This window comes from Bacillus sp. REN3 (assembly GCF_017912555.1).
Taxonomy (GTDB): Bacteria; Bacillota; Bacilli; order Bacillales; family Cytobacillaceae; genus Mesobacillus.
Map to the genome: position 1 here is coordinate 1 of NZ_JAERSD010000012.1, position 25,763 is coordinate 25,763.

Below are 25,763 nucleotides of genomic sequence, written 5' to 3' on the forward strand. Positions count from 1 at the left end.
ATATACGGACATTATAATCGACTAATTCTGGACAGGCAACACCGTCAACTTTCGGAAATATAAGGGTGTCAAAAACAGTCAGCTCCATTTTTCTCCCCGGTAATATTGTTTTTTATGATGTTATCTACAATATCCTGAGAAGAAGTTGATTCTTAATTAAATCTATACACTTATATGTAACTAAATTGAAATGATTTTTCAATTGAATCGTAACAAGCAGTTTGTATAATAATACACAGTACTAAAAAACCTAGGAGAACTGTCATTTTCCTAGGTTTCCCTGAATATCAGTGGTAGAAAATTATTGTACTACTGCTTCTATTTCATGCATTAAAGTCTTTCTGCCAATTGAATGATACTCTATATTATATTTTTTCACTTTTTCTAAATCATATATATTTCTACCATCAAAAACAACCGGGTTCCGCATAATACGTTCGAAAAGTGAAAGATCGAAATTTTCAATAGCTTCCCACTCAGTTAGTATAAAAGCCATATCAGCATTAGCTAATGTATCATGAAGGTTTTTACCATACTCTAATTCAACAGGCAACACTTTTCTTGCGTTTTCAATAGCAATAGGGTCGTAGCCTATCACATTAGCACCTGCCTCTAATAGTAACTTTGAAATAACCATCGAGGGTGCCTCACGCATATCATCTGTGTTAGGTTTAAAAGCGAGGCCTAATAAAGCAATTCTTTTACCGCTGATGTCACCAAACCGTTCAATTGCTTTATTAACTAAAAGCTGCTGTTGATTATTATTTACATTAATCACAGACTTAAGCAAACTAAAATCATATTTATTTTCTTGAGCAATTCGTACTAGAGCATGAGTATCTTTGGGGAAGCAAGACCCCCCATATCCTATTCCGGCTTTCAAAAATTGATTGCCGATTCTTTTATCTTGTCCCATACCAAGAGCTACATCATTTACATTTGCTCCTACTTTATCACAAATATTTGCTATTTCGTTAATAAAGCTAATCTTAGTTGCTAAAAAAGCATTAGAAGCATATTTTATCATTTCTGCACTTCTAATATCTGTTTTGAAGACCGGAATCCCAAAAGGCTTGTTAATTTCTTCGATTAAACTTGCAGATTCTGCATCTTCTGCTCCTATAACAATTCGGTCGCCATTAAAGGTATCATATACAGCTGAACCTTCTCTAAGAAACTCAGGATTGGATACCACACTTACTTTAACATTATAATGCAAATTGTTCATTATTATAGTTTTTATAAATTCATTAGTTCCTACAGGAACTGTGCTTTTTGTGACAACCACAATGTCATGCTGAATATTAATCCCAATACTCATTGCGACTGCCTCAACATATTTGAGATCTGCAGAGCCATCAGCCTTTTGTGGGGTTCCTACTGCAATATAGATAGCATCAGCGTTAGTAAATCCTATTTTATGGTCAGTTGTAAAGAATAATCTACCTTCATTGATGTTTTTGCTCATTAATTCTTCTAGCCCCGGCTCATATATTGGGGATATTCCCATCCTCATACTATTTACTTTTTGTTCGTCAATATCGATACATGTGACTTTATGGCCGATTTCAGATAACGCAACCCCGGTTACTAAGCCTACGTAGCCTGTACCAACAACTGAAATATTCATGTTTTTCTCCTCGTAGAATATAATTTATTGTATTACTGATTCTCTTTTTAAAACAGCATTAAGATATTCGATTACATCTTTACGTAATTCTGGCCTGTTTAGCGAAAAATCGACCGTGGCCTTTATAAATCCTAATTTATCTCCAACATCGTATCGAATTCCATCAAATTCATAAGCTAGTACAGCTTGGCTTTTATTTAAAATATTTATAGCATCTGTTAATTGAATTTCGCCACCAGCTCCAGGAGGTAAAGTACTCAAAATATCAAAAACTTCGGGACGCAAAATATATCGTCCCATAATTGCATAGGAAGATGGTGCTTTTTCTCGACTGGGTTTTTCTACTAATGATTTTATTGGAATTATCTTATTATCTAGCGCTTGTCCTTTCGGAGCAATAATTCCATACTTTGACACATCTTCTACTGGCACATGTTGAACACCAACGACGGATGAATGATATCTGTCGTAAACTTCAATCATTTGTTTCAAACAAGGCTTTTTTGCTTGTACTATATCATCGCCTAACAATACTGCAAAGGGTTCATTACCAATAAAACGACTGGCACAAAATATCGCATGCCCTAATCCTTTTGGTTCTTTTTGACGGATATAATGAATATTAACCATATTTGAAATTGATTGTATTTCTTCAAGAATTTCTAACTTGTTCTTCTTTGCCAAAGTTTCTTCTAACTCATAAGATTTATCAAAGTGGTCTTCAATTGCACGCTTTCCTCTGCCGCTTACTATGATAATATCTTCTATCCCCGCTTGTACTGCCTCTTCTACAATATATTGAATTGTAGGCTTATCCACGATTGGCAGCATTTCTTTCGGTTGAGCTTTAGTTGCTGGTAAAAATCTGGTTCCCAGACCCGCCGCCGGAATAATTGCCTTACGTATATTCATTTTTATAAAATTCCTCCTTGGAAAAGGCTAAACATTACTTAATGAAAAGTTTGAGTATTAATACAAATTCTTACAAAATCAAATCCAATTATAACCTAAATACTTTTAAAAGTCATTAGCTAATAAAAGTTTCACCATAGTAAGATTTATACCATTTTACAAAATTGCTCAAACCATCTCGGATTGTTGTTGAAGGACTGTAACCGACCGCCTTTTCAAGATCTTCAATATCTGCATAGGTTGCTTTCACATCTCCAGCTTGCATGGGTAGAAACTCCATAATAGCTTTTTTACCTAGTAAATCCTCTAAAGTGTTAATAAATTCCAAAAGTTCTACTGGTTTGTTATTCCCTATGTTATAAATCTGATATGGGGCGTAACTAGTGGCAGGATCAGGATTCTCTTTATCCCATTTGTTATTGGGTTGAGGTACTTTGTCAATTAACCTTACAATGCCTTCAATAATATCATCTATATAAGTAAAGTCTCGCTTCATTTTTCCATGATTAAAGACTTTTATAGGCTCACCTTTTAAAATCTTTTCTGTAAATGAAAAATACGCCATATCCGGTCTTCCCCATGGACCATAAACGGTAAAAAATCTGAGACCTGTCGTAGGTATTCCATACAAATGACTATAGGTATGTGCCATCAATTCGTTTGCTTTCTTTGTAGCAGCATATAAACTAACTGGGTGATCTACATTGTCATGAACGGAGAAAGGCATTTTTGTATTAGCTCCATAAACAGAACTAGATGATGCATAGATTAAATGTTTAACATTAAAGTTTCTGCACCCTTCAAGTATATTTGTAAAACCAACAAGATTTGAATCAATATATGCATGAGGATTTTTCAAACTATATCTTACACCTGCTTGAGCTGCCAAATTTATTACAGTAGAAAAATTATATTCTTTAAATAAATCCTCAATACCCTTTCTGTCTGCTAAATCTAATTCTCTAAAAATGAATCCTTTTTTTCCTTTAAATTGTGAAAGCCGACTATCTTTTAAAGAAACATCATAATAATCATTTTTATTATCAATTCCAATGACATTATAACCTTCTGCAAGTAATCGCTGTGTTAAATGATACCCAATAAATCCTGCAGTACCTGTTACTAAGATCGCCAAAAGAATTCTCCCCCTCTATAACTTTTTATATATAAATTTTGATATTTTTGTGACATAAGTCTTGCGTTTAGCTTATTTTTTATAATTAACTCTGCTGCATCGGAAAGCTCCTTTTGATTGGTAAATAATAGTTTATTAAAGACATCTGATAGACTCTTCGGATTCTTTGTTAAAAAAACATAACCAGCAATTTGTTTATAATCTAATATTTCTAGATGAGGTTTAATATCTGATAGGATAACAGGTAACCCACAAGCTAAAGCTTCAAGAGTTGCATTAGGCAATCCTTCTGCAAGAGAAGCAGAAACAAAATAATCTGCACATTTTAAATAATGGTGAACATTATTAACCCTGCCTAAAAAGATTATATTTTCGTTCTCTTTAGATAATGTTTGACACCGTTCTAGCTCAGGACCATTTCCTAAAAATAGCAGAACAGAATCATTAGAAAGTTCACTTTTAACATATCCTTTAATAATTGTTTCTGGGTCTTTTGATTTAGACAGATGTCCAACAGAAACAATAATCTTTTTATTTAAGGGCAACATAAGTTTTGTTCGTAGCCTAATTTTTTCTTCATGACTAACAGGATGATACAATTCTTGATCAACACCATTTTGTATACTCCTTATATTTTTTGTGTATTTACAGTAATTTTCCTCTATGCTTTTTGAACATGCAATAGGAAAATCTATTAACTTAATAATTCTTGTATGAAAAAAAGCCATTATAAATCCAAAGAATCTCCCATATCTCATTGGATAATCATTATAAACAAAGTTGTGCTGAGTAGATACAGTGGGAACTCCTGGTCTTGATATTATTGAAAAAAAGTCTGGTCTGATACCATGACTATGAATTAAATCTACTTTTTCTCGATTAATAAAGGTGTGAACTTGAAAGCCTGTTGTTAGTAATCCCCTTTTAATACTTCCATTTAGTTGCACCACTTTAACACCAATTGATTCAAATTCGTCCTTTAAACTATCACTTGGCTCAGGTGATAACGTCAAAATTATAGGATTAAACGTTTCTCTGTTTAAGTACTTAACAATATTTAAAAGTACATTTATTGGTCCAGATCGTTTTAATGTCGATACTATATACAATATCCTAATCCTCAGTCACTCCTTTTTTCTATCATTGTTGGATTATAATAAACTACAAAAGCAAATACAGTAATAAAAGTTACTCCAAAATCAAAATAACTAACTTGTGCTAAGTCAATTACTAGCTTAATAGATATTAGAGTAAATACTAACTTCATTAAAGAAAATTCATGAATTTTCTTTAATGAAGTTATGAACAAATAGGTAATCGGCAAATAATAAAATAAAACAGTAAAAATCCCACCATTTAAGAACATTTCAATATAATTATTATGAGAGTAAGTTCCAATAGGAGGATTTTCATTGAAGAAATACAAGTAAGGAGGATACAAATATAATATTGAATTATTCATTCCTATTCCCGTCAAGAAATTCTCCTGAATAATTCCCCAACTTTCTTTCATTAACCAAATTCGATTAAAGGCACTTTCACTAGTTTTCAATAAATGGGGTTCTGTTATTGCCAACATAAATCTATTAATTCGGTCCATAACTGGATTATCGATGAAAAATAATACTATTATTACTACAGTTATTGCCGAAATAAATAATACCTTCTTTTTGGCTGTTAATTCTAAAAAAAATTTTAACCCTAACATCAACCCTATAACAAACAGACCTTTTAACGAAGAGCTTACAAGGATCATTAATACAGAAAAAGCAACGGATATCATAATCCATTTTTTAAGTTTCATTTGGTAATCATTTATAAAATAGAATAGCATTCCACTTAAGCTTCCAGTTAAAACAGCAAACTGATTTCTATTAAAAAAGATACCTGAAAAATATCCATTTTCATATTGTATAATTCCAAAAAGAAAAAATATTAATAGAACTAAGTTTGCTCCTAACCATATAACATTCATTGAAATTAAAAAGTAAAGTAGATTAGTTTTTTGTATAAATATTTTTTTTATGAATATATAACAAACAACTATATAAAAAAAGGAAATAATAATGTATTTTAAATGCAAAATTTTGTCATGGGAATTAAACGTTAAAATTATAGGAAAAATAAGCCAAAAAATTAATAATCCTATTGGAATTAAATCTTCTTTTTGTATCTTATGCTCATTTTTGTAATAATCATATATTCCCCATATTGCTATTATAAAAATACCACTTAACCAATTTAAATAAAAAAATGGCCCTTTAATTCCGAAAGTGAAAAGCAAGGATGCTCCAACTATAGTTATAATATATTTATTTCTATATGAAATATATTGAGGTAACATTAGTTTGCCTCCAAAATCTTAATATATTCTTTTACAATCGTATTTTTTCTATATCGCAGTGAAGATTTAACGATTTTTTCTTTTTCCCAATCTTTTTTATATGCTTTTACAAGTTTTCTTGATAAATCTTCAACATTTAAATACTCTGCTAAATAACCGTTGATTTCATCAATTATTATTTCACTTGGTCCTGTTGGTGTATTGAACGAAACAACAGGTGTACCTAATGTTATTGACTCTACTAATACATTTGGGAATCCCTCATATACAGAAGATAGTATAGTAACTTTTGCTTTGGAATAATAATATCCGATATTGTTCGAAAAACCTTCTAAATGAACATTGTTTCTAAGGCCCAGTTGATTAATCATTTCTATAACTTCGTTTTTTAAAGAACCTTCTCCAATTATCCTTAAATGCATGTTTGGTATCTGCGATAAGCTTATACGAAAAGATTCTAAAAGATAATTTATCCCTTTCTGCTTAGAGAGCCTTCCTACAAAAATCACTTCATTCTCTTTCTTTTCAACATGTTCAACAAATTTTTCAATTTCTTCTGAAACAGGATTATTAACAACATAAACATTTTTTTTGTTAAACCCATAGTGTTTAATTAAATCTTCTTTCATACCTTTTGATTGAGCAATAACTTTATTAACTTTTTTGTATAGCATTTTAATAAGATAATGCACAAAGTATTTGTGCCATAAAGATTTTTCTTTATCTCGCTTCACACTTAATACGTTAATGTTCCTAGAGATAATTGAAAAATCCAACCGTGATATTCCTCTTATCATTACTAATAAAATTGCTAACTCATGGTTAAAAACAAGTATTTTTTGAGGCTTGTTTTTTTTAATATTTTTATACATAGCTAAAAAGCTATTTCTAGCTTTATCTATATTTAAATCAATTAAATTTACTTCTTTATTTAATTGCTTATCGTAAACTGAATCTTTTAAGTTAAGAGTAACTAATCTAACTTCATAGCCTTTCTTACTTAGTTCGTTAGCTAAAGTTACACAAACCCTTTCAGCTCCCCCTCCTCGAAGAGAACTAATAAATATATCAATTTTCTTCACAATACTTCCACCTCCGATATGATATACCGATATTTACCTGAATTTGAGGGGGGAATATCTGAAACAAAATGAAATTCAACTTTACAATCTTCGCCCATAACAACTTTTATTTTTTTCCTGATTTCGTCTATTTGATTTTTATTAATGATCTCAATATTTTCCATTGGTTCAGCAGGTACTATTTTCACTTGTACACTACTATATGCTTTCTGAATTACTTGAAACTTTTTAATCCAATTATCATATAAAACTACTCCTACAACATGGATCAAAAATTCTGGAACAACTACACTCCCATCAGATTTAATAAATCGATCGGTAACACGACCAGTTACTTTTTCTAAAACAGGAAAATTAATTCCACACCCACACACTCGATTACTTATTATTCCAGTATCTCCAATCCTGTACCTTAGCAAAGGCATTGAGTAATTAGTTAAAGGCGTAATAATGATTTCTCCTTCCTCATTATCACGAGCAATAGAACCATCTTGTTTAACAATCTCAATATAATGAGTCAATGAAGAAATATGGAGCCCATTGTGGTAATTGCATTCAGAAGCAATATCTCCCACTTCCCTAGATCCATACCGATTATATACTTCTGTTTTAAAAACCCTTTCAATTGTTTTTCTCATATGAGGAAACAATGTTCCTGCAGAAGTCATTATTGAGTCTGGTGATACAACATTCTTATTACTTCTTTCAATAAACTTTGATAATTCATATACACTTTCAACATATGCAAGGATATGATCCGGGTTCATTTTATTAATTTTTTCTACAAATTCATTCATATCCTTGTTTGTCATGCGAAAGGCATTTATCCAGTCTTCATTTTTCAACCATCTACTTACTTTTGTCTTAACTGTTTCTTGACCAACAAATAAATCTCTCTCTGACCCCCACAATCTTAATAAACTATCACCAAACTCTATTCCTGCCCATTTATTGAATAAAAACTTAACCGCCATCATCCACTCATAGTATTCTTTGTCTTGAACAAATGAAACCGGTTCTCCTGTGGATCCCCCAGAACTATTTTTAAAGTGTTTTCTCTCATTAAAGTCAACTGATAGTAATTGATCATAGCTATTTTTTAGAATGGATTTTTCTAATATAGGGAGTTCTTTATATCTATTTAAATAAACCTTACCCTCTCTGACTAGTCCAAATTCATCGAATATTTTTGAGTAGTATGGAACATTGCGATATGAATGTAAAATTAATTTTTCTAATTTATAATTCTGAATCTTTCTTATTCTTTCAATAGGAAATGACTGAATCTGTTCAAGTTGCTTTAAGTTCTTCAAGGTCATACCTTGAGCATTAAGCTTCATTACATACATCAAGCGCTTAAGTGAATTCATTTTTAGGCTCCTTCTATTTGGCTTCTTATTAATTGGTACTTTCTTACCTTAAGATACACAAAAATTATTAATATAGAATTAAATAAAAATCCGACTATACTATAGAAAACTATACTTAATAAAGGATTATTTAATACTCCACCCGCTACTAAACTAACAATTCTAAAACCTAGTAACCCAATTTCATATAATAATAAAAATCTTTGTAAACCATACATTTGAATAGAAACTACAGAAGGAATATTCAAAAAGCCTAAATATAGACTAAATGCCATCCACCTAGCGTATACTCCTGCCTCATACCATTTATCCCCTAGTACAAAAGAAAAGAGATCGGGGCCGAAAATAACAACTATTGTTATAGGTATTAGTCCAATTACGGCAAGAACTTTGGTCACTTTTTTATACAGTAAGAAAACATTACCCTCAGAATTTTTAATTTCTACTGCTTTTTGATAATAAACTCTTCTCACTGACTCCCCAATTAAATTAATTGGTAGCATTAAAAGTCTGATACATATTGCATAAAACCCTACAATTGTAGACGAAAAATACATGATAAGTATAAAAGAAGGTACATTCTGAGAAAGAGAATTAATAAAAGCTTGAGGAGCATTATATAAAGGAAAATCTTTATATTTATTTAAAATTCTTCGTATAGTCCGTATACTTGGAGTATTTATAAAATTCTTTTCATCTTTAAATATTTGAAAGAATAGTACAAATGTTGCTGTTAGCTGTCCAATTAATTGTCCCAAAATCAATCCAATCGGACCGAGCTTTAAAAAGCCAGCTACTGTCTGAAAAACTACTATTGCAAGTGATCTCGTCGTCTGTGAAACTGATATTCTCTTAAAACTTTTTTTTCGTGTGCTCCAATAATTCAGAGTATTATAAACCCCCATTAAAAATATAGAAAAAGGTATTAAAATCAAATACGGTTTTATACTCTCAATATTAAAAATATTTGTTGTTATGTCATCCCAAATTACCATAGAAAAACTTAGCATACTAACAAAAGCAGTTATTATGATTGCAACGGAATTTATGTGTGTAGCTTCCTTATCGTCTTTAGGTAGAACTATTGCCAACTCGAGTTTAAGAGTAGAAATTGTTGTTAAAATACTAATAATAGAAGTAAATACCGCTAATATACCAAAAGCAGACGGAGAGTATAGCCGACTTAGTAGTGGTGCAGAAGCTAAGCTAAGACCTTGTGCTAAAGCAGTACCTGTCATTAATATTGTGATATTACGTGTGAAAGTACTTGTTTTTTTCATATTAGTAACCGACCGTTTCTTCCTTTTAATTTTTGTTTTAAAAAGATAAAAGACCAACCTAGAGATGGCCTTTTCCAGTCATTTTCTTATACATTTTTATTAAAGGTTTATACTTAAGGTTGACTAAACCGATTATTTCTGCAAGAATCTCTAACAATATCATTAAAGCAAAAACAATAACAACTGTCTGAAACATTGTTGTTCTAGATAATAATATTCCAATGATACTAAACATGAAACTTAATCCGTAAATTATTAAAACTGTATTCTTATGTGAAAAACCTAGAAATAACAGTCTGTGATGAAGATGATTTTTATCAGGAGATCCTATAGATTTTTTATTGATTACCCTTCTAACAATCGCAAATACCGTATCAAAAATTGGAACTCCTAATATTATTATTGGAACAACAAAACTAAATAAGGTTACTGTTTTGTATAGGCCTAATAATGAAAGAACTCCAATACAATATCCTAAAAAAAGAGAGCCAGTATCACCCATAAATATTTTGGCAGGATGGAAATTATAGAATAAGAATCCTAAAGTGCTTCCTATAAGAATGACTGAAAGAGATAATATTAAATATTTGCCACTATAAGCGGCCATAACTGCAATAGTACTTATTACTATTATTGATGTTCCAGCAGCTAGCCCATCTAAACCATCTATCAAATTTATTGCATTGGTTATTGCAACTATCCATAATAAAGTAAGGGGATATGACGCAAACCCAAGGTCAACTAAACCTAAGCCAGGAAGTTGTAGGATTTCTATTCTCAACCCCGAACTTACGACAATTCCAGCTGCCAACAATTGGACAATAAGTTTAGCCCTTGCAGAAAGTGAATACTTATCGTCAATTACACCTAAAATGACAATTAATATTGCACCGAGACTAATAGCTGTTAAACTTTCATTATACAAGCCGCTATAGAAAAAGCCTCCAACTACTCCGACGAAGATTGCCAACCCACCTAATCTAGGCATTATATTTTTGTGCACTTTTCTATTATTCGGGCTATCAACCGCACCAAACCATTTTGCAAAGCGAATAACTATGGGAGTAGTTACTAGCACTGTTATAATAGAAACAAAGAAAGATCCCCATAAACTATTTGCCATATTGCACTTCCTTATAATTAGTTAACACTTTCACTTTTCAACACTTGCTCTTCTTTGGCCCCTAAGCGTTGACGAGGATCTAACACCTTACTAAATTTTAATGCTAACTTTTTGAGGAAATCTGGCATTAAACCAAGAATTATTGGAATAGAAGTATAGAATAACCTCTTTCTTAAAGGGAATTTTAATGCTTTAGTTCCTTTCCATCTAATTTTAGCGTCCAAAATTCTGTGTTTCATCCTACGCTTAGAAACATGAGATTCTAGTACCCTATATTTAAATAAGAAACTCGGAATATTGGCCAATAAAAGACCATTGGCCATACTTCGAAACCATAGGTCGTAATCTTGTGCCACTCTATATGTTCCATCGTAACCACCGATCTTTTTTATATCATTCAATCTAAACATTACAGTTGGATGAATTATTGGATTAGCTTTACCAATCATGCGAAATATATCGTCATGCTCAGTTGGAACATATCTTTTACTATTGACAACCCCTTTTTTATTTATATTAAAAGCCCAAGTACCAACTATAGATACCTGTTTGTTATTCTCTAAATAAGCTATTTGTTTTTCAAATCTCTCAGGTAGTGATATGTCATCTGAATCCATTCTCGCAATATACTCAGAAGTGGACTCATTTATTAGTTCATTGAGATTTTGAGTTAACCCTCTATTTTTATTATTAACTTTAACAAGCTTAATTCTCTTATCCTTTTTTGTCCAATTATTAATTATAGAAACTGTATTATCAGTTGAATTATCATCTACTATTTTTACGACAAAATCTCGAAAGGTTTGTTTTGTTAAGCTAGACAGGGCTTCATCAAGAAATTCATCGGCATTATATGTGGACATTATAACTGTAAGCTTTACCAATTTAAATTATCACCTCTTTGATTGTTTCTTTTCAATCTCCTACAAAAATCTACATTATTATACCATTCAATTCATTTTTTTAAAATATCTTACAGATAAAAATGTAAGGAGATTGTAATATTCTTGTTATAAAAAGGTGCCTGAAAAATTTAAATACTACTAATATAGGATTTTGAACACCCCGATTGTTCGGCTGTCTTGTCTGATCGGATGGTGCTGATCGGTACGGCGCAAGACCGGGCCGAGAATAACTGCCGCCTCTTGAAGATCCATGATTCAAAAGGAAACGAACTCCATACGAACCGATTCGATTTGAGTGCTGAAGAAATTTCAGAGACATACAAATCTCGTTGGGCTCTCGAACTGTTTTTTAAATGGATCATCACCTGAATATCAAGAGTTTCTATGGCCAGAGTGAATGGGCATTCCATAATCAGGTGTTCATCGCGTTGATCGTTTATTGTTTTCACGTTCTCTTACAAATCGAAACGGACAGTAAGCGAAAAACCCTGCAGATCAGCCAGTATTTAAGAGCGTCATTATGGAAACCGGCTCATGTCTGGATTCGGAAGTTAGAACGAAAGCTATTCCAAAAAAAAGCAAACCATTACTGTCGCCCTAGTCTGGTTGCAAAATATTTCCACATTTATGAAACTATCTTTAATTATGCATTTACCTTTTTTGGCTCTAAACAAGGAAGAGAATAAAACTGAATATTCATTTTTTACGTAACGCTAGTGAATTTTTATACTGAAATTTACTTTCCAGACCTCATGTAACATTTTTTTGTAATTATAAGATCCTTATGCTATATTTTAAAAATTGAGGTGAATATTATGATACATAGACTAATTAATAAAGCTTTCACTTTTTACACTTTCATTTATATAAAATCCAAAAAAAACATCAAAACAAAAGGAAACCTTATTATAAAAGGGCTCCCATTAATAGACATACGAAATGGGTCTTTTTTGGAACTTGGAGAAAATGTAACTCTGAATTCATCAAATAGAGGTTATCATCTAAACCTTTATTCCCCTACAAAGTTATTAGCAGATAAAGAAGGAGCCAAGATTATCATTGGTGATAATACTCGAATTCACGGTACCTGTATTCACGCATATAACCAAATAAAAATTGGAAGTAATTGCTTAATTGCTGCAAACTGTAATATTTTTGATGGAAATGGGCATGATATTTCTTTTGAAAATGTAAGTAATCGTATACATACAATAGGGACTTCAAATCCAATAAACATTGAAGATAACGTATGGATTGGAGCAGGTTCACTTATTTTACCAGGTGTGAATATTGGAAATGGTTCTATTGTTGCAGCAGGTAGTGTAGTTACTAAGAATGTGGCTCCATACTCTATAGTTGGTGGAAATCCGGCAAAGTTGATTAAACAATGGCAAATCCCTTTTTAACAATCCTAATTGGATTAATATTATTTTTTCCTTTATGTTCTATTTGAAAATTTGAATACATACCAACTTTTCGACAAAGTGATTTGGAATGCGCTCATTTCAAATCGTCCTGGATTATTGGAAAAGAAAATTCATAAATGAAATCTTCCTTGAACTGAAAGAGAAATGTTATAATCCCAATCCGGTTGCGAAGCCCGACGATTAAAAAAACGGTAGTCCAGAAGGTAAATAAGATGGTCATAGAACCGATATCCAAGGCTGATTTTCATGACTGCTCATTCGAGTTCCGTTCGAAAAGATATGCTCACTAAGCCATGTCAGGAAAGCGAGAATAATTTCTTTTGGGTAGTCGACATCAATATCTAAGTGTATTTCGACAATATCAATCTAGCAAGCAAATTTGACGAAACTTTTGGAGCAGCGCGGTAGTAGTGTGCAGTTGGATGGAGGACAGGTCTTTGGCATGAAGGTTCTGTATCTACTTCTTGAAGAGACCATATATACTTTTTGGGTCCATCAGCCGATTTAAGACCTTGGCATAGATAGTCTCGTCATAACGGGAGGCTATTTCCGCTCCATCCACCAGCTTGCGGGGCAAGCGACCAAGTCCTAGCTTATCCCATATTTTTTTATAAAATGTACACGGGATCGAACTCCCTTGTCCACTTGATGGGAATTGTGGAAGAGCTGGAAGGCTATGAATCCGGTCAACCTTACGCTCTAAGAATTTGGAGAGCCCTTCGATGAGGGAATCAATAGAGCACCATCAACAATTATTCTAACCCCACTCGTCTATCCATCGACACCTCCATTTCCTTTCTTTCGTTTCACAGGTTACTATGCTTCCCATAAGATGTAAGGCCGATAAACCTTGTCATATAAAGCAAAGCGTGAAATATTCAAGTTGGACTTTCCTAAGCACAAAGATATAACGTCTTCTAGAGTTCATAAGCTTTATCATTATTGGTGTAGTTAGCCACTTCCCAGACATTCATTGACTCTTACCACCTTTGGACATATGTACGAAGCAGGATATTGGCATGCGCCCTCCTTCCCTAGACAATGTTGTGTTGTCATTGTCATCATGGGTACCATGACCCATTCCGACTCCCTCTCGTACTTTCACCACTTCGTTTTCACTTATAGGTTTCAGCTTTACTTTAATAAGAAAGTGATTAGGAGGGGATTCCTAGTTCAATTAATTCGTTTCCTGACATGTCGTGTCGTCCCCCATATCCCGAGAGATTCCTCGGTGTTCCTTCCAAGTTCTTCACACCTTCCTGCGTCTTCGACTATCATCCCAAGGCTCGACTTCTCTTTGGCTGCCGAATGGCAGGTTCTTTTGACGAGGCGGCAGGATTCACTTTATGTTACAACCTGTCAGGTCGCTCGCACTCCGCGGTGAGAGTTACTTTGTCACAGGGCTTCAACCTTAGGATTTCTCCACCAGCTGCCTGTCAGCTACTGAGCGTCTTGGCACTTACTCAGATTGGACTTTCACCAACTAGCAATTAACGGCTTGCCTGGGCACGCCAAAAAAAAAGAGCCATACCAGCTCTTTCCGTCCACTTTACCTACTAACTTCCCTTTTACCCACATTTACTTTCTCTTCGTTGTACTCATCCACAAAGTAAAGCGGCCTTTGTTTTGTTTCGTTAAAAACCCTTCCCAGATATTCGCCTAAGATTCCGAGTGATAATAGCTGAATGCCACCGAGGAAGAGGATGATGACCATCATTGATGGGTAGCCTGCTACTTCTTCGCCGAATACCAGGGTTTTGAAAATGATCCAGATCATATAAACAAAAGCAATCACCGAGATGAAAAATCCAACAAAAGACGAAATCCTGAGCGGGAAGGTTGTGAAGGAAGTAATGCCTTCCACTGCAAGTTCGGTCAGTTTCCAGTAGTTCCATTTTGTTTCACCCGCGGCTCTCGGGTCCCGATCAAAGAGGATTTCCTTTTTGTTATAACCGATCCAGCTGAACATTCCCTTTGTATATCTTTGTGTTTCCCTGATTTTCTTAAGTGCCTCAATGCATCTGCGGTCGAGAAGCCTAAAATCACCTGTATTTTCCTGGATGGGAATGCGTGTTGTTTTTTGTAGGATTTTATAGAATTGAGAGGCTGTCCACTTTTTGAACCAAGTTTCCCCTTCCCTGTTCCGGCGTTTGGCGTAAACATCGTCATAGCCTTCTTCCCAGTATTTGATCATCTCGGGGATGATCTCTGGTGGATCCTGCAAGTCAGCATCAAGAATGATTACAGCGTCCCCGCGGGCATAGTCAAATCCTGCTCCCATCGCGATTTCTTTACCAAAGTTCCTTGATAGGTCAACAAAAGACACCCGGTTATCAAGTTTGCGAAGTTCTCTAATTATATCAATTGTCCGGTCCTTGCTTCCATCATTTACGAACAGTAGCTCAAACTCATAGTCCGGAATCCCGGAAATCACGTGGCTTAATCGATCATAGAGCTGATCCAACACATCTTCTTCATTATAGGCTGGTATTAAGATCGTTATTAATTTCATGTCCTACCCTCTCTGCTTCTTAACTAAAGCAAATGCTTTTTGTTTTCTTTTCATAAAAACTAAAACGACAATACTTAACAGTGTGATGACTAATCCACTTTTAAAGCCTTCTGGTGTATATTGCATTTCTATATCACGGGCACCTTCCGGAACATATACTCCGGTAAAGGCATGGTGTGCCGGGAATGTTTCTGCTTTCTCCCCATCAATCCATATATTCCATCCTTTCGAATAAGGGATGGACAGAAAAAGGAAGGAATCTTTGCCCGCACGCACCTTGGCTTTTATGCTGTTATTTTTAACCGCAATATTCTGTAGGCTGTTCGCTTTGTATTCTTTTACTTGTCGTTCATATTCCCTAAAATCAGATGCAGTCACTTTTATATCCTTCAAGAGAAATTTTCCAGGCTGAATAATCAGTTTGATTTCTTTCGTGTCATTGTCCGTTCCCATCCTGAAAAGCACCTTGTTGATTGTTTGCCTGTAGGAATATTGGGAGGTTAAATATTGGTTATCACGCATATTCTTCTGAAGCCTGTAGGACAAACCTTTATCGGTTGAAACATCAATTGTCATACCTTCATTTTTCGTATATGGGATGGCATCTACGAAAATCTTCAAGTCCGAGAGACGATGATCTTCCAACGGAAGGAGGATTTCAATCGGTTCTGTGGAATCCACTAATGTCCCTTTTTCACTGGCGGTCACATTGGTATTGGAACCGAATGCTGCATTTTCCAGGGAACCGATGACCTGAAGGCCTTCTATTTCATTATTCATGGAAACTTTATATTTATTCTTGATATCTTCAGGGACCGTGATATTCCTCAACAGGAACTCCTCCTTTAATGAAAATTCCTCTTGATCCAGTTCCTCATATGACATTGCGTTTCCATATAAAAAACCAATCGGCAGCCAGTTTTTGTTTTTCTCAATGACGAGTTTCCCTTTATTCACCATCTGTTCATACCCGTACAGTCTCCCTCCATTACCCGTTAGGGATATGAAGTATTTATTATTGAGCAAAGTGTTGACAATTGTACTGTTTGGATAGCCCCTCAATAAATTCAAGCTTCGGCTACCCAACTGCCCAAGATAATCCATCTCAAAATATTGAAGATTCCATTTGACTAGCGAATTATACGTATAGTAGGAATTGTAGCTATATGTCATTGATGAGTTATGGGCTGTCACACCAGGATGATTGAAATAGAGACGGTAAAATCCTGGATCTTCTTTTATATACGCAAGCGCATCTTTCACTTCTTCATTATCATAAAACTTTGTATAATCCGCTTCGCTCAGAAGCGGAAGGATCCCCCAAACGCCTTTATGATACTCGTCCTCCATTTCGATCCCTTTGCTCTTAAAGATCAAATCAGTCACGAAACTGTAAGGAATAAGGAGACTATAGGCGAGGACACTCATGCTCATCAGAAAAATAGAAACAGCTTTCAAGACTTTCGCTTGGAAAAATCCATAAAGGATTAAACCGGCAGCGAACACTAAAGGGGTGCCTTCCAGATAATCAGGATACCTGGAAAAAGGATGATCAGCTATCCATGTAAAAAGCCACACCGCTAAAACACTAACAACTAAAGTATTCCTCTTTTTATTGATGGCAAAGTCGTTCATAGCAATGGCCGACAGCATGATAAAAAAAACATTGAATATAAAGAACGACCTGAATTCCAAAGGAAGACTGAACCCGCCGATTATACTGTTGACATTTTGGATGCTTATCAAAGCAACCAGCAAGATAGCCATCAATCCAAAAACCATTTTCCTTTTTCCGTTAATAAGGAGCAACGGTACAGTCATGAACGGAAGGAAGCTTATCCCCCCATCCCATAAAAGCTTTTTGATTAAGTCATTAAACGCCAAATATGGTTCAAAAAAAGGTTTTTCCGGTCGGACGGTAAAATTCGATTCGAACAATCCTATGGCTGATGGAAGTAATATTAACATCGACAGTCCAATTCCAAGTAAATAAACTCCTGAAAGCCGAAGATGAAACAGAAAGAACCCCTTCAACGATTTATCTGTTTCCCATTTTGCAAAATACCTGAAAATACTGTAGATTCCTAATCCTGCTGTTGTCATGAACAGGAAATAAAAATTGCTGATGCTAGCAAGAAAGATGAAACAAATCAAAACGGTCTTTCTACTGCTCGTAATATACTTTTCATAACCTAGCAGTATAAAAGGGAAAAAGACTGCAGAGTTGACGAAGAAGTAATGGGTATAAAAATACTCGAAATAAAGGATTGAAAAACTGTAAGCCAAACCTGCCAGGAATGAGAAATGCCTTTTAATTCCAAACTCCTTCAAGAATAGATACATTCCGAGTGACATGAGAAACAGCTTTAGAATGCTCATAGGTATGAAGGAATAGGGAAACCAATCAACGGGCAGCAGGAGTAATGGCCAAATAAAAACATCCCCGAGCATATAATAGCCAAATTCATTCCAGAAGCTTCCGCCCGGACCGTAGCTCCAAGCCCAAAAGGGCATCTCCCCGCCCCGCACCAATTCATGGAATAAATTAAAAAAGTGGATATACTGCTCTTTTATATCCCCTAATCTGGAAATATAAAACAAATCATTTTCTCCAAGGCGATAGAAAATAATGAAACCAAGAATAGGTATAAGGACGAGCAGGCAAACAATATATTTATCAATCAAGCTAGTAAATTTATTCATCATAGGCCTCCTTCTTCACTTTTGCACGGCTGCCTTCCGTAAGGATCAGCTTGGAAACGACAAAGGTGAATGGGATTGCAAGCCCTGACGCCAGTAACGGGGAAATATTTTCACTCCAGCCCATAATGTCGACAAACAGCCAGATTGCCAGGGTCGTGATTGATATATTCACCACGTAGGTCAGTGGGAATTGGAGGAACTTCTTTAATGTCGGCTTGACTTTATAAGTAAAATAGGAATTCAAATAGAACGAGCCTACCATGCTGATTAAAAAAGAGATAATATGGGCTGCCATATAATGAAAGTCAATCAAGTGATAAAAAAACAAATAGAGAATATAGTAATGAAGTGTATTGATAAAGCCAACAATCACGAATCTCCAAAACTGGGCAGAAAGGAAAAATGCCATTAAACGATACCCACTTTCCTAATTTTATCCAAATTTTCGTCTCGAAAGTATATTATATATCTCTCTGTCGATTCCCTCAATATATATAAAATTTTACCGATAATAAAGGAAAGTTTTCAAATTTTTACAAAATAATATTACATATTGTGTCTTCAGATTTGATATGATTAGCACAGCAAGTTACATCAAAGGGGCAAACTTTCATGAAAAAGTTATCTGTATTGGCGAGCATCCTTATTGCAATTTCCTTGGTATTTCCCACCCATCCTGAAGGATCTCCACCAAACAACAAAGTACAAAAATTAGTTTTATTCAAGGAAATGATCGATGACAATGTCATAAAAGAGACTGGTTCTACTATTATTGAAAGATATGAAAACATCCCTGTTGCGTTGATTGAAATACCAAATGATAGGATTGGGGATTTTTCAGCAGCAAAGACGGTTATTTCAATTGAGAATGAACAAAAAGCCGAGGCAGCAGCGCAAGCCTCAGATTGGAGCACTACTGCTGTACAGGCGCAAAAAGCCTGGCATGCCAGCTTTACCGGAAAAAATATTAAAATAGCGATCATCGACACAGGCATTTCCCCTCACCCAGACCTGGAAATTGCCGGGGGGAAATCTTTCGTGCCATATACAAGCTCATTTTCCGATGACAACGGCCACGGAACCCACATAGCCGGTATCGTGGCCGCGCGGAATAATGACATCGGAACGGTAGGTGTTGCACCTGGGGCCCTGCTTTACGCTGTAAAGGTGCTTGATAAGAATGGGGACGGTTATTTAACGGATATTGTTAAAGCGATTGACTGGTCGATCACGAATAATATCGATATCATCAATCTCAGCCTGGGTTCACTTGACCATTCGCCAGCACTTGAATATTCCATCAAAAAAGCGTATAACTCAGGCGTCATGATCGTTGCGGCTGGCGGGAATGAAGGGAATGCTGAAGGCTACGGCGACAATGTAGCCTATCCGGCAAGGTATGATTCAGTTATTGCCGTTTCTGCCGTTGACCAGCAAAAAAGAAGAGGGAATTTTTCTGCAACCGGTAATGCTATCGAATATGCCGCTCCCGGTGTTGGAATCCTTAGCACATATTTGAACAATCGATATGCCAGGTTAGATGGAACATCGATGGCTGCGGGTTTCGTGACCGGGAATCTTGCATTATTAAAAGAAATGTACCCTTCCATGTCAAATGCCAGACTTAGGGAACAAATGAGGAAAACGGCAATCGATTTGGGCACACCAGGAAGGGATCCATGGTTTGGTTACGGGATGGTCCAGTCACCACAAAGTCCTGAAAGGATTTCAGGAATGGACCGATTCGAGGTTGCTGCGAAAGCATCAAAAAGGGGCTGGCCATCAGCCTCGACTGTATTCATCAGTAACAGCAATGCCTTCGCGGACGCTTTGTCAGCCGCACCGTTGGCATACAAAAAAAATGCGCCGCTTCTTTTAACAGGACAGTCAAGCTTACATCCCGCAACAAAGAAAGAAATTACACGTTTAGGCGCAACTGAGGTCATTCTAGTCGGAGGAACAGGGAGCATCAGCGGCAAGGTTGAGAACGAATTGAAGACTATGGGGAAGCGCGTGAAACGGATAGGCGGCAAAAATAGATTCGAAGTTTCACGGAATATCGCCCTGCAATTAGGAACGTTCAAAAAGGCAGTTGTCGCAAACGGCATCAACTTTCCTGATGCTCTAGCCATCGCTCCTTATGCCGCAAAACAGGGCATCCCGATTCTATTGACGAAGCCAGACAAACTTCCAGTGGAGACAGCCGAAGTTTTAAAAAGCAGGCCAGTCGAAGAGACCATCGTCGTCGGCGGTGAAGCCAGCGTAAATAAGACGGTGTATAGCCATTTGGTTAAACCAGTTCGAATCGGGGGAAAAGACAGGTATGAGGTAGCCCTGAATATCCATGTAAAGTATTTTCCAGAGGCTGACAGACTGTTCATCGCGACAGGTTCAACCTTTGCTGATGCCTTAAGCGGATCGGTTCTGATTGCAAAAGAAAATACAACATTATTGCTTACAGGCAGAGATGCACTGCCAGGTTCAGTCGCAGCTGTTCTTGGAAGCCGAAAGGACAGAAGCTACGTGGTCCTCGGCGGAACGGGATCTGTTGGTAATGGGATTATCTATGCCCTGAACAAATAAATGGAAAAAGGGATTCCTTTCGCAGGAATCCCTTTTTCCATTACTTCATAATCTCCTTGATCAAGTTGTTTTCAAGGATGAAACTTGAGGTTTCAATATCCTTCACTACCTTGTTGTAGCCTGGGCGGCAGGCCTCTAAATCCGTTGCCTCGCCCGCTTTATTATCGAGACAAGTTCCTGCTTCAAATGTTCCTTTATGAGAAGCATGGTAGTTATAGCGACCCGAATAGAACGTATGCTTTGTTGTTTCATAAGCAAAGCCAACAAAGCCCTCTTGCTTGATATCGAGCGGTTTCCCGAATTGAAACAGCGGTTCTTCTATTCCTAATAAAGAAGAAATCGTTGGGTATATATCCATTTGGCTCGCCGTTTTTTCATTCACCTTCCCTTCAGATTGTCCTGGATGATGGATGATCAGCGGAACATTGAACTGTTCTTTCTCTCCAAATGGAACACCTAAAAGGTTTTTCACTTCATGCTGGTCTTTTGGGAGCAACCCATAATGATCCCCGTACATAACAAAGATCGTTTCATCCCAGAGACCTTCCTTTTTCAAATCGGCAATGAATTTGCCAACGGCTTTATCAAAGTAATGGACACTTTGCAGATAATGGCCTGTTGAGGTACCTTCAAATTCATCCGGGAGTTTCAGGGATTGATACTCCTCTGGCAGTTCGAATGGCCGATGCACACTGAGAGTGATAATAAAATTATAAAAAGGCTTCTCGCTCTTTTTATAGACTTCCACCATCTGGGAAAACATGCTCTCATCGGAAATTCCCATTCCAATATTTTCGCGGTCATCAACCAGAGGATGGCCATTATGGTAAAAATCTGTAAATCCCTGTTTCCCATAGGCGGCCCTTCTATTCCAGAAATCAGGGCTGTTTCCATGAGCCGCGCTGGTTTGATAACCTAATTTCTTCATAACTGTTGCCAGGGATTGATAATCATTTTGGGGATATGTTTTGTATATTCCTTTTGTCGACATTGGATATAAAGAATTATTCGCCACGAATTCAGCATCCGAAGTATTTCCCCGCCCAATCTGCAGATAGGTTTTGGGGTAATAATGGCTTGCAGCTATCAGCTCATTTATATGAGGGGTCACTTCTTCGCCTTCAACCTGCAGCCCGATTGGGAACGTATTTAACGACTCTGCCTGGATCATGATCAGGTTCTTCCCCTTGAATTTTCCATAGTAAGGAGAGAGTTTCTGCAGCTCTTGGTTTTTCCTGAATTCACTTCTGATTTCTTTCAATTTAGCCGAATCTTCACTAACCAGCTCGCCTGCAGCCGTATCTACAAGGAGCGAATGGCTCGCAGTGTAAATATGTGCAGGAATGACTCCAGTTAACGAAACCATATACTGATCTGAAAAAGTCATTTTCAACGGGAAAAAGGCTGTGAACAATAACATTACAACACCTGTCCCAAAAAAAGCGGTTGATAGAAAGGATTTCCTTTCTCCTTGCATTTTTCGGTTGAACCAGAAAAAGCAGAGTAATACAACCGGAACATCCACCCAGTAAGCATAATCCGTTTTATAAATCAGGCTGATGACGGAATCAAACACCTCACCGACCTGGTTTGCCTGGCCCGCCAATTCAATGTGAAGAATCGCATCATAATATCTTTCATAGACAACATCCGCGTAAAGGAGGATATTGAAAAGAATATATAACAAACTGGCAACTATTAAACTCAACTTAGATTTCTTTAAGACAAGTAGGCTGAGCAGTGCTAGACTGAATCCGCCGGATGCGAACAGTATGAATTTTTTGTGCGGGACCAATTCAAGCTCATGGACAAAATATAAAGTCTTCAGTCCCCAGGCAACAGTAATTACAAGGAAGAGGACCAGGCTATATAGCCAAAATTTCTTACTGTATGGGAATTTCAAAAGGATGCACCTTCTCTTATTACTTATTTCCAAAAATAAGGTTTTCATCTTTTATTACTAACACAAATTTACATATATTTAAAGATTAATAAACAATATTTACTAAATATCGTATGAATTCTACTTTTTCCCTATTATCTTTGAATGATAATTATAAAAACTTTGTAACTTTTTTGGGCATAAAAATAAAAGGAAATTGGAATCAAAAAAGGAAATTACCCATATACAAAGGAGATTAAATGTACTAGGTCAGGGTATTATAGTAAAAAAATCCGAGGGCGTGATAATGTTGGAGCATGAAGGTAATTTCATAACCGGGCTCTCTTGGGGAGTCACATTAAGTATTCCTTTGTGGATTTCATTTCTCGGCTGGATTAAATTATTGTTTATCTTATTTTGAACCTAAAAACCCGCTTGATTTGCCAAGCAGGTTTTTAAGGTGAACAATTAATCTGTGTATCCGTGCGGATTTTTCTGCTGCCATCTCCAGGAATCAAGGCACATCTCTTCGATTCCTCTTTCAGCCTCCCAGCTTAGTTCAGCTTTTGCTTTTGCAGGGTCGGCATAGCAAACCGCTACATCTCCAGGGCGCCGGTTGACGATTTTGTATGGCACTTTATTGCCGGACGCCTTTTCAAAGGCTTTGACAAGCTGTAAAACACTGTAACCTTGCCCGGTGCCAAGGTTATAGGCATCCACTCCGGCAGTATTCATTACTTTATCCAATGCTTTCAAATGGCCTGTCGCAAGATCGACTACATGGATATAATCACGGACACCGGTTCCATCGATGGTGTCATAATCATTTCCAAATACCTGCAATTCTTCAAGTTTACCAACAGCCACTTGCGTAATATATGGCATCAGGTTGTTCGGGATCCCATTGGGGTCCTCCCCAATACGGCCGCTCTCATGAGCGCCAATCGGGTTGAAGTAGCGGAGGAGAGCGATGCTCCAGCTATTGTCAGCAACATACAAATCTCTTAGAATTTGCTCGATCATCAGCTTGGTGCTGCCATAAGGATTCGTCGTGCTAAGCGGGAAGTCCTCGGAGACCGGCATCTTTTCAGGCATGCCATATACCGTCGCAGATGAACTGAATACTAGGTTCCTTACATTACGCTCCTGCATCACCTCGCACAGCATCAGTGTACCAGTAAGGTTATTATGGTAGTATTGCAGCGGCTTCGCAACAGACTCTCCTACCGCTTTTAATCCCGCAAAGTGAATGACCGCTTCGATTTGGTTTTCCGCAAATACAGTCGCTAAGGCATCGCGGTCAAGCAAATCCACTTCATAAAACTTGAAATCTTTTCCTGTGATTTCCTTGATCCGCTTTAACACTTCCGGTTTGCTATTAGAAAAATTATCGACAATGACAACCTCTTTTCCTGCATCAAGCAGTTCCACACAAGTATGGCTGCCAATATAGCCCGCACCGCCAGTTACTAAAATGGCCATTATTTTATTTACCTCCTGATTTTGAAGCCGGTAACGACTTAAAATAAACACAACTCATTAGGATTGATTATAGAATAAATCATAACAAAAAAACAGATTGCAAAAAAGCTGAGGGGGTTCATACTTTAAAAATAATTCTTAATTCCAAAATAAAAGGAATCCAATGGGGATTCCTTCTTCGTAGTCTAGTATATCATGTAATTCACAGGACCCCCTCCAAAAAACTCTCGCCTTGATCCGTCGCCGGCAGTCCGAAGTAGTCGCTCATCGTGGCGCCGACGTCTGCCATGGTTGTTCTTGTTCCTATGTTTTTCTGTCTGACTTTTCTGCCTGTGATCATGATCGGGACGTATTCGCGGGTGTGGTTGGAATGGCCGATGGTTGGGTCATTCCCATGGTCTGCCATGATGATGATCAGGTCATCCTCTTCCATTTCAGGGATGAAGCCGGCAAGCCAGGCATCTGTATAGTTGAGGATTTCCGCGTACCAGCGGGGATCTTCCGAATGCCCGGCGAGGTCGGATTCCTGTACGTTCACCAGGAAGGCGGCATCTCCTGTTTCTTCCTTATACGCTTCCTTTAGCTTGCCGAGCACTTCTTTTGTCTCGACAAGCGGAAATGCCGGCCCTTCTCCATGGAGGACGTCTGCTGTTTTTCCGATGCGGTATACTTTAAGGCCATGTCTTGAGGCAATCATCGGGAATTGGCCGTCAATATTGACCCCATAACCCATATGGTAGACGTTATAGCCATCGCCATACACTTTTGCTTTCGGGCTGTCGACACCCCACTGGCCTGGATGCTTTTCTTTTACGACAGAAAGGATGTGGTCAATGGAAGTCCTTGGGCTTCCATAGGCGATTACCCTGCTTGTGTCCACATTTTCCCTGACGATTTTGCCTACCTTTTTCAGCTTATCGAATGGCATCTTGTTAAAGTCTGCGCATATATTGATGATGTTTCCGAGCGAGGACTCCAGATTATCCCCGACTACTGCTGCATTGTCCACTGTAAAGACTGGCCGGTCCTTCCATGGATAGGCGATTTCATAACCTTCGGAGCGAAGGGCTGAAGCCAGGTTCTCATGGATGTCCTTCATCAGTCGCTTTGTTGATTGCTTCGGACAGCTGCCGGCGATTTCCTGGTGCCCCAGGTAGGTATCGGCGCCATGATGCGCTAATTTGGACCGTCCATAAGCCGTCCGTGGAGGGATTTTCCCATCCACCAGTGTCCCTAATCCCAGATTGTACATGACAGGTATGTTCAGGTGATCGACTGTTTCCCGGATATGCTTGTACGTATTTGCGCGGCAGTCATGTGGATTGAATTCTGCACAATCCTCCATCGCCCCGATCCCGAAGCTGTCGATGACGAGTAAAATCAGCTTTCCCAT

General features: G+C 36.9%; 17 protein-coding genes and 2 pseudogenes. 3 read left to right on the plus strand and 16 right to left on the minus strand.

Annotation, left to right across the window (positions count from 1 at the left end; all coding sequences use genetic code 11):
* Positions 1–301: 301 nt before the first annotated feature.
* The 10 genes from JJQ88_RS11865 to JJQ88_RS11910 all read right to left on the minus strand — a co-directional run bounded on the left by JJQ88_RS11865 (position 302) and on the right by JJQ88_RS11910 (position 11,760).
* Complete coding sequence (locus JJQ88_RS11865) at positions 302–1,630, minus strand: UDP-glucose dehydrogenase family protein (RefSeq protein WP_210366116.1); 1,329 nt, start codon at positions 1,628–1,630, stop codon at positions 302–304.
* Between the two features lie 24 nt (positions 1,631–1,654).
* Positions 1,655–2,542 carry a UTP--glucose-1-phosphate uridylyltransferase GalU gene (galU, locus tag JJQ88_RS11870; protein WP_210366117.1) on the minus strand — a complete coding sequence of 296 codons (888 nt, stop codon included), beginning with the start codon at positions 2,540–2,542 and terminating at the stop codon, positions 1,655–1,657.
* A gap of 115 nt (positions 2,543–2,657) precedes the next feature.
* On the minus strand, positions 2,658–3,677 hold the full coding sequence (locus JJQ88_RS11875; protein ID WP_210366118.1) for an NAD-dependent epimerase: 1,020 nt from the start codon (positions 3,675–3,677) through the stop codon (positions 2,658–2,660).
* Positions 3,665–4,786 carry a glycosyltransferase gene (locus JJQ88_RS11880; protein WP_210366119.1) on the minus strand — a complete coding sequence of 374 codons (1,122 nt, stop codon included), beginning with the start codon at positions 4,784–4,786 and terminating at the stop codon, positions 3,665–3,667. Before JJQ88_RS11880 ends, JJQ88_RS11875 begins: the two co-directional genes overlap by 13 nt.
* A gap of 11 nt (positions 4,787–4,797) precedes the next feature.
* Positions 4,798–6,021, minus strand: a complete 1,224-nt coding sequence (locus JJQ88_RS11885) for an O-antigen ligase family protein (RefSeq protein WP_210366120.1) — start codon at positions 6,019–6,021, stop codon at positions 4,798–4,800.
* Positions 6,021–7,103 (minus strand): glycosyltransferase, encoded by a 1,083-nt coding sequence (locus JJQ88_RS21530; RefSeq protein ID WP_210366121.1) that lies wholly within the window; start codon positions 7,101–7,103, stop codon positions 6,021–6,023. The genes JJQ88_RS11885 and JJQ88_RS21530 overlap by 1 nt, the downstream gene beginning before the upstream one ends.
* Entirely contained in the window at positions 7,100–8,473 is a 1,374-nt protein-coding gene (locus JJQ88_RS11895) for a phenylacetate--CoA ligase family protein (RefSeq protein WP_210366122.1), read from the minus strand. The genes JJQ88_RS21530 and JJQ88_RS11895 overlap by 4 nt, the downstream gene beginning before the upstream one ends.
* 2 nt (positions 8,474–8,475) lie before the next feature.
* On the minus strand, positions 8,476–9,753 hold the full coding sequence (locus tag JJQ88_RS11900) for a lipopolysaccharide biosynthesis protein (protein WP_210366123.1): 1,278 nt from the start codon (positions 9,751–9,753) through the stop codon (positions 8,476–8,478).
* Positions 9,754–9,811: 58 nt separating this feature from the next.
* Entirely contained in the window at positions 9,812–10,876 is a 1,065-nt protein-coding gene (locus tag JJQ88_RS11905) for a glycosyltransferase family 4 protein (protein ID WP_210366124.1), read from the minus strand.
* A 17-nt stretch (positions 10,877–10,893) separates the two neighbouring features.
* Positions 10,894–11,760: a glycosyltransferase gene (locus JJQ88_RS11910; protein WP_210366125.1), complete on the minus strand. Its 867-nt coding sequence runs from the start codon at positions 11,758–11,760 to the stop codon at positions 10,894–10,896.
* A 189-nt stretch (positions 11,761–11,949) separates the two neighbouring features.
* On the opposite strand from JJQ88_RS11910, the pseudogene JJQ88_RS11915 reads away from it, so the two are divergent.
* A pseudogene (locus tag JJQ88_RS11915) lies at positions 11,950–12,347 on the plus strand (transposase); the annotation flags it as partial.
* A 669-nt stretch (positions 12,348–13,016) separates the two neighbouring features.
* Positions 13,017–13,166: pseudogene (locus JJQ88_RS21875) on the plus strand (DapH/DapD/GlmU-related protein); the annotation flags it as partial.
* A 1,591-nt stretch (positions 13,167–14,757) separates the two neighbouring features.
* On the opposite strand, the gene JJQ88_RS11925 reads toward JJQ88_RS21875, so the two are convergent.
* The 3 genes from JJQ88_RS11925 to JJQ88_RS11935 are packed head-to-tail and all read right to left on the minus strand — an operon-like array spanning position 14,758 to position 18,832.
* Positions 14,758–15,720 carry a glycosyltransferase family 2 protein gene (locus tag JJQ88_RS11925; protein ID WP_210366126.1) on the minus strand — a complete coding sequence of 321 codons (963 nt, stop codon included), beginning with the start codon at positions 15,718–15,720 and terminating at the stop codon, positions 14,758–14,760.
* A 3-nt stretch (positions 15,721–15,723) separates the two neighbouring features.
* Positions 15,724–18,423: a YfhO family protein gene (locus tag JJQ88_RS11930; protein ID WP_210366127.1), complete on the minus strand. Its 2,700-nt coding sequence runs from the start codon at positions 18,421–18,423 to the stop codon at positions 15,724–15,726.
* Positions 18,416–18,832: a GtrA family protein gene (locus JJQ88_RS11935; protein WP_210366128.1), complete on the minus strand. Its 417-nt coding sequence runs from the start codon at positions 18,830–18,832 to the stop codon at positions 18,416–18,418. Before JJQ88_RS11935 ends, JJQ88_RS11930 begins: the two co-directional genes overlap by 8 nt.
* 203 nt (positions 18,833–19,035) lie before the next feature.
* Here JJQ88_RS11935 and JJQ88_RS11940 point away from each other — a divergent pair, with 203 nt between their 5' ends.
* A complete protein-coding gene (locus tag JJQ88_RS11940) occupies positions 19,036–21,006 on the plus strand; it encodes a cell wall-binding repeat-containing protein (protein ID WP_210366129.1) in 1,971 nt (656 codons plus the stop codon).
* Positions 21,007–21,046: 40 nt separating this feature from the next.
* Here JJQ88_RS11940 and JJQ88_RS11945 read toward each other — a convergent pair whose 3' ends face one another.
* The 3 genes from JJQ88_RS11945 to JJQ88_RS11955 all read right to left on the minus strand — a co-directional run bounded on the left by JJQ88_RS11945 (position 21,047) and on the right by JJQ88_RS11955 (position 25,763).
* The gene (locus JJQ88_RS11945) at positions 21,047–22,909 is read right to left on the minus strand and encodes an LTA synthase family protein (protein ID WP_210366130.1); all 1,863 of its coding nucleotides are present in this window, start codon (positions 22,907–22,909) and stop codon (positions 21,047–21,049) included.
* Between the two features lie 447 nt (positions 22,910–23,356).
* Complete coding sequence (gene galE, locus JJQ88_RS11950) at positions 23,357–24,370, minus strand: UDP-glucose 4-epimerase GalE (protein ID WP_210366131.1); 1,014 nt, start codon at positions 24,368–24,370, stop codon at positions 23,357–23,359.
* Between the two features lie 202 nt (positions 24,371–24,572).
* The gene (locus JJQ88_RS11955) at positions 24,573–25,763 is read right to left on the minus strand and encodes a phosphopentomutase (protein WP_210366132.1); all 1,191 of its coding nucleotides are present in this window, start codon (positions 25,761–25,763) and stop codon (positions 24,573–24,575) included.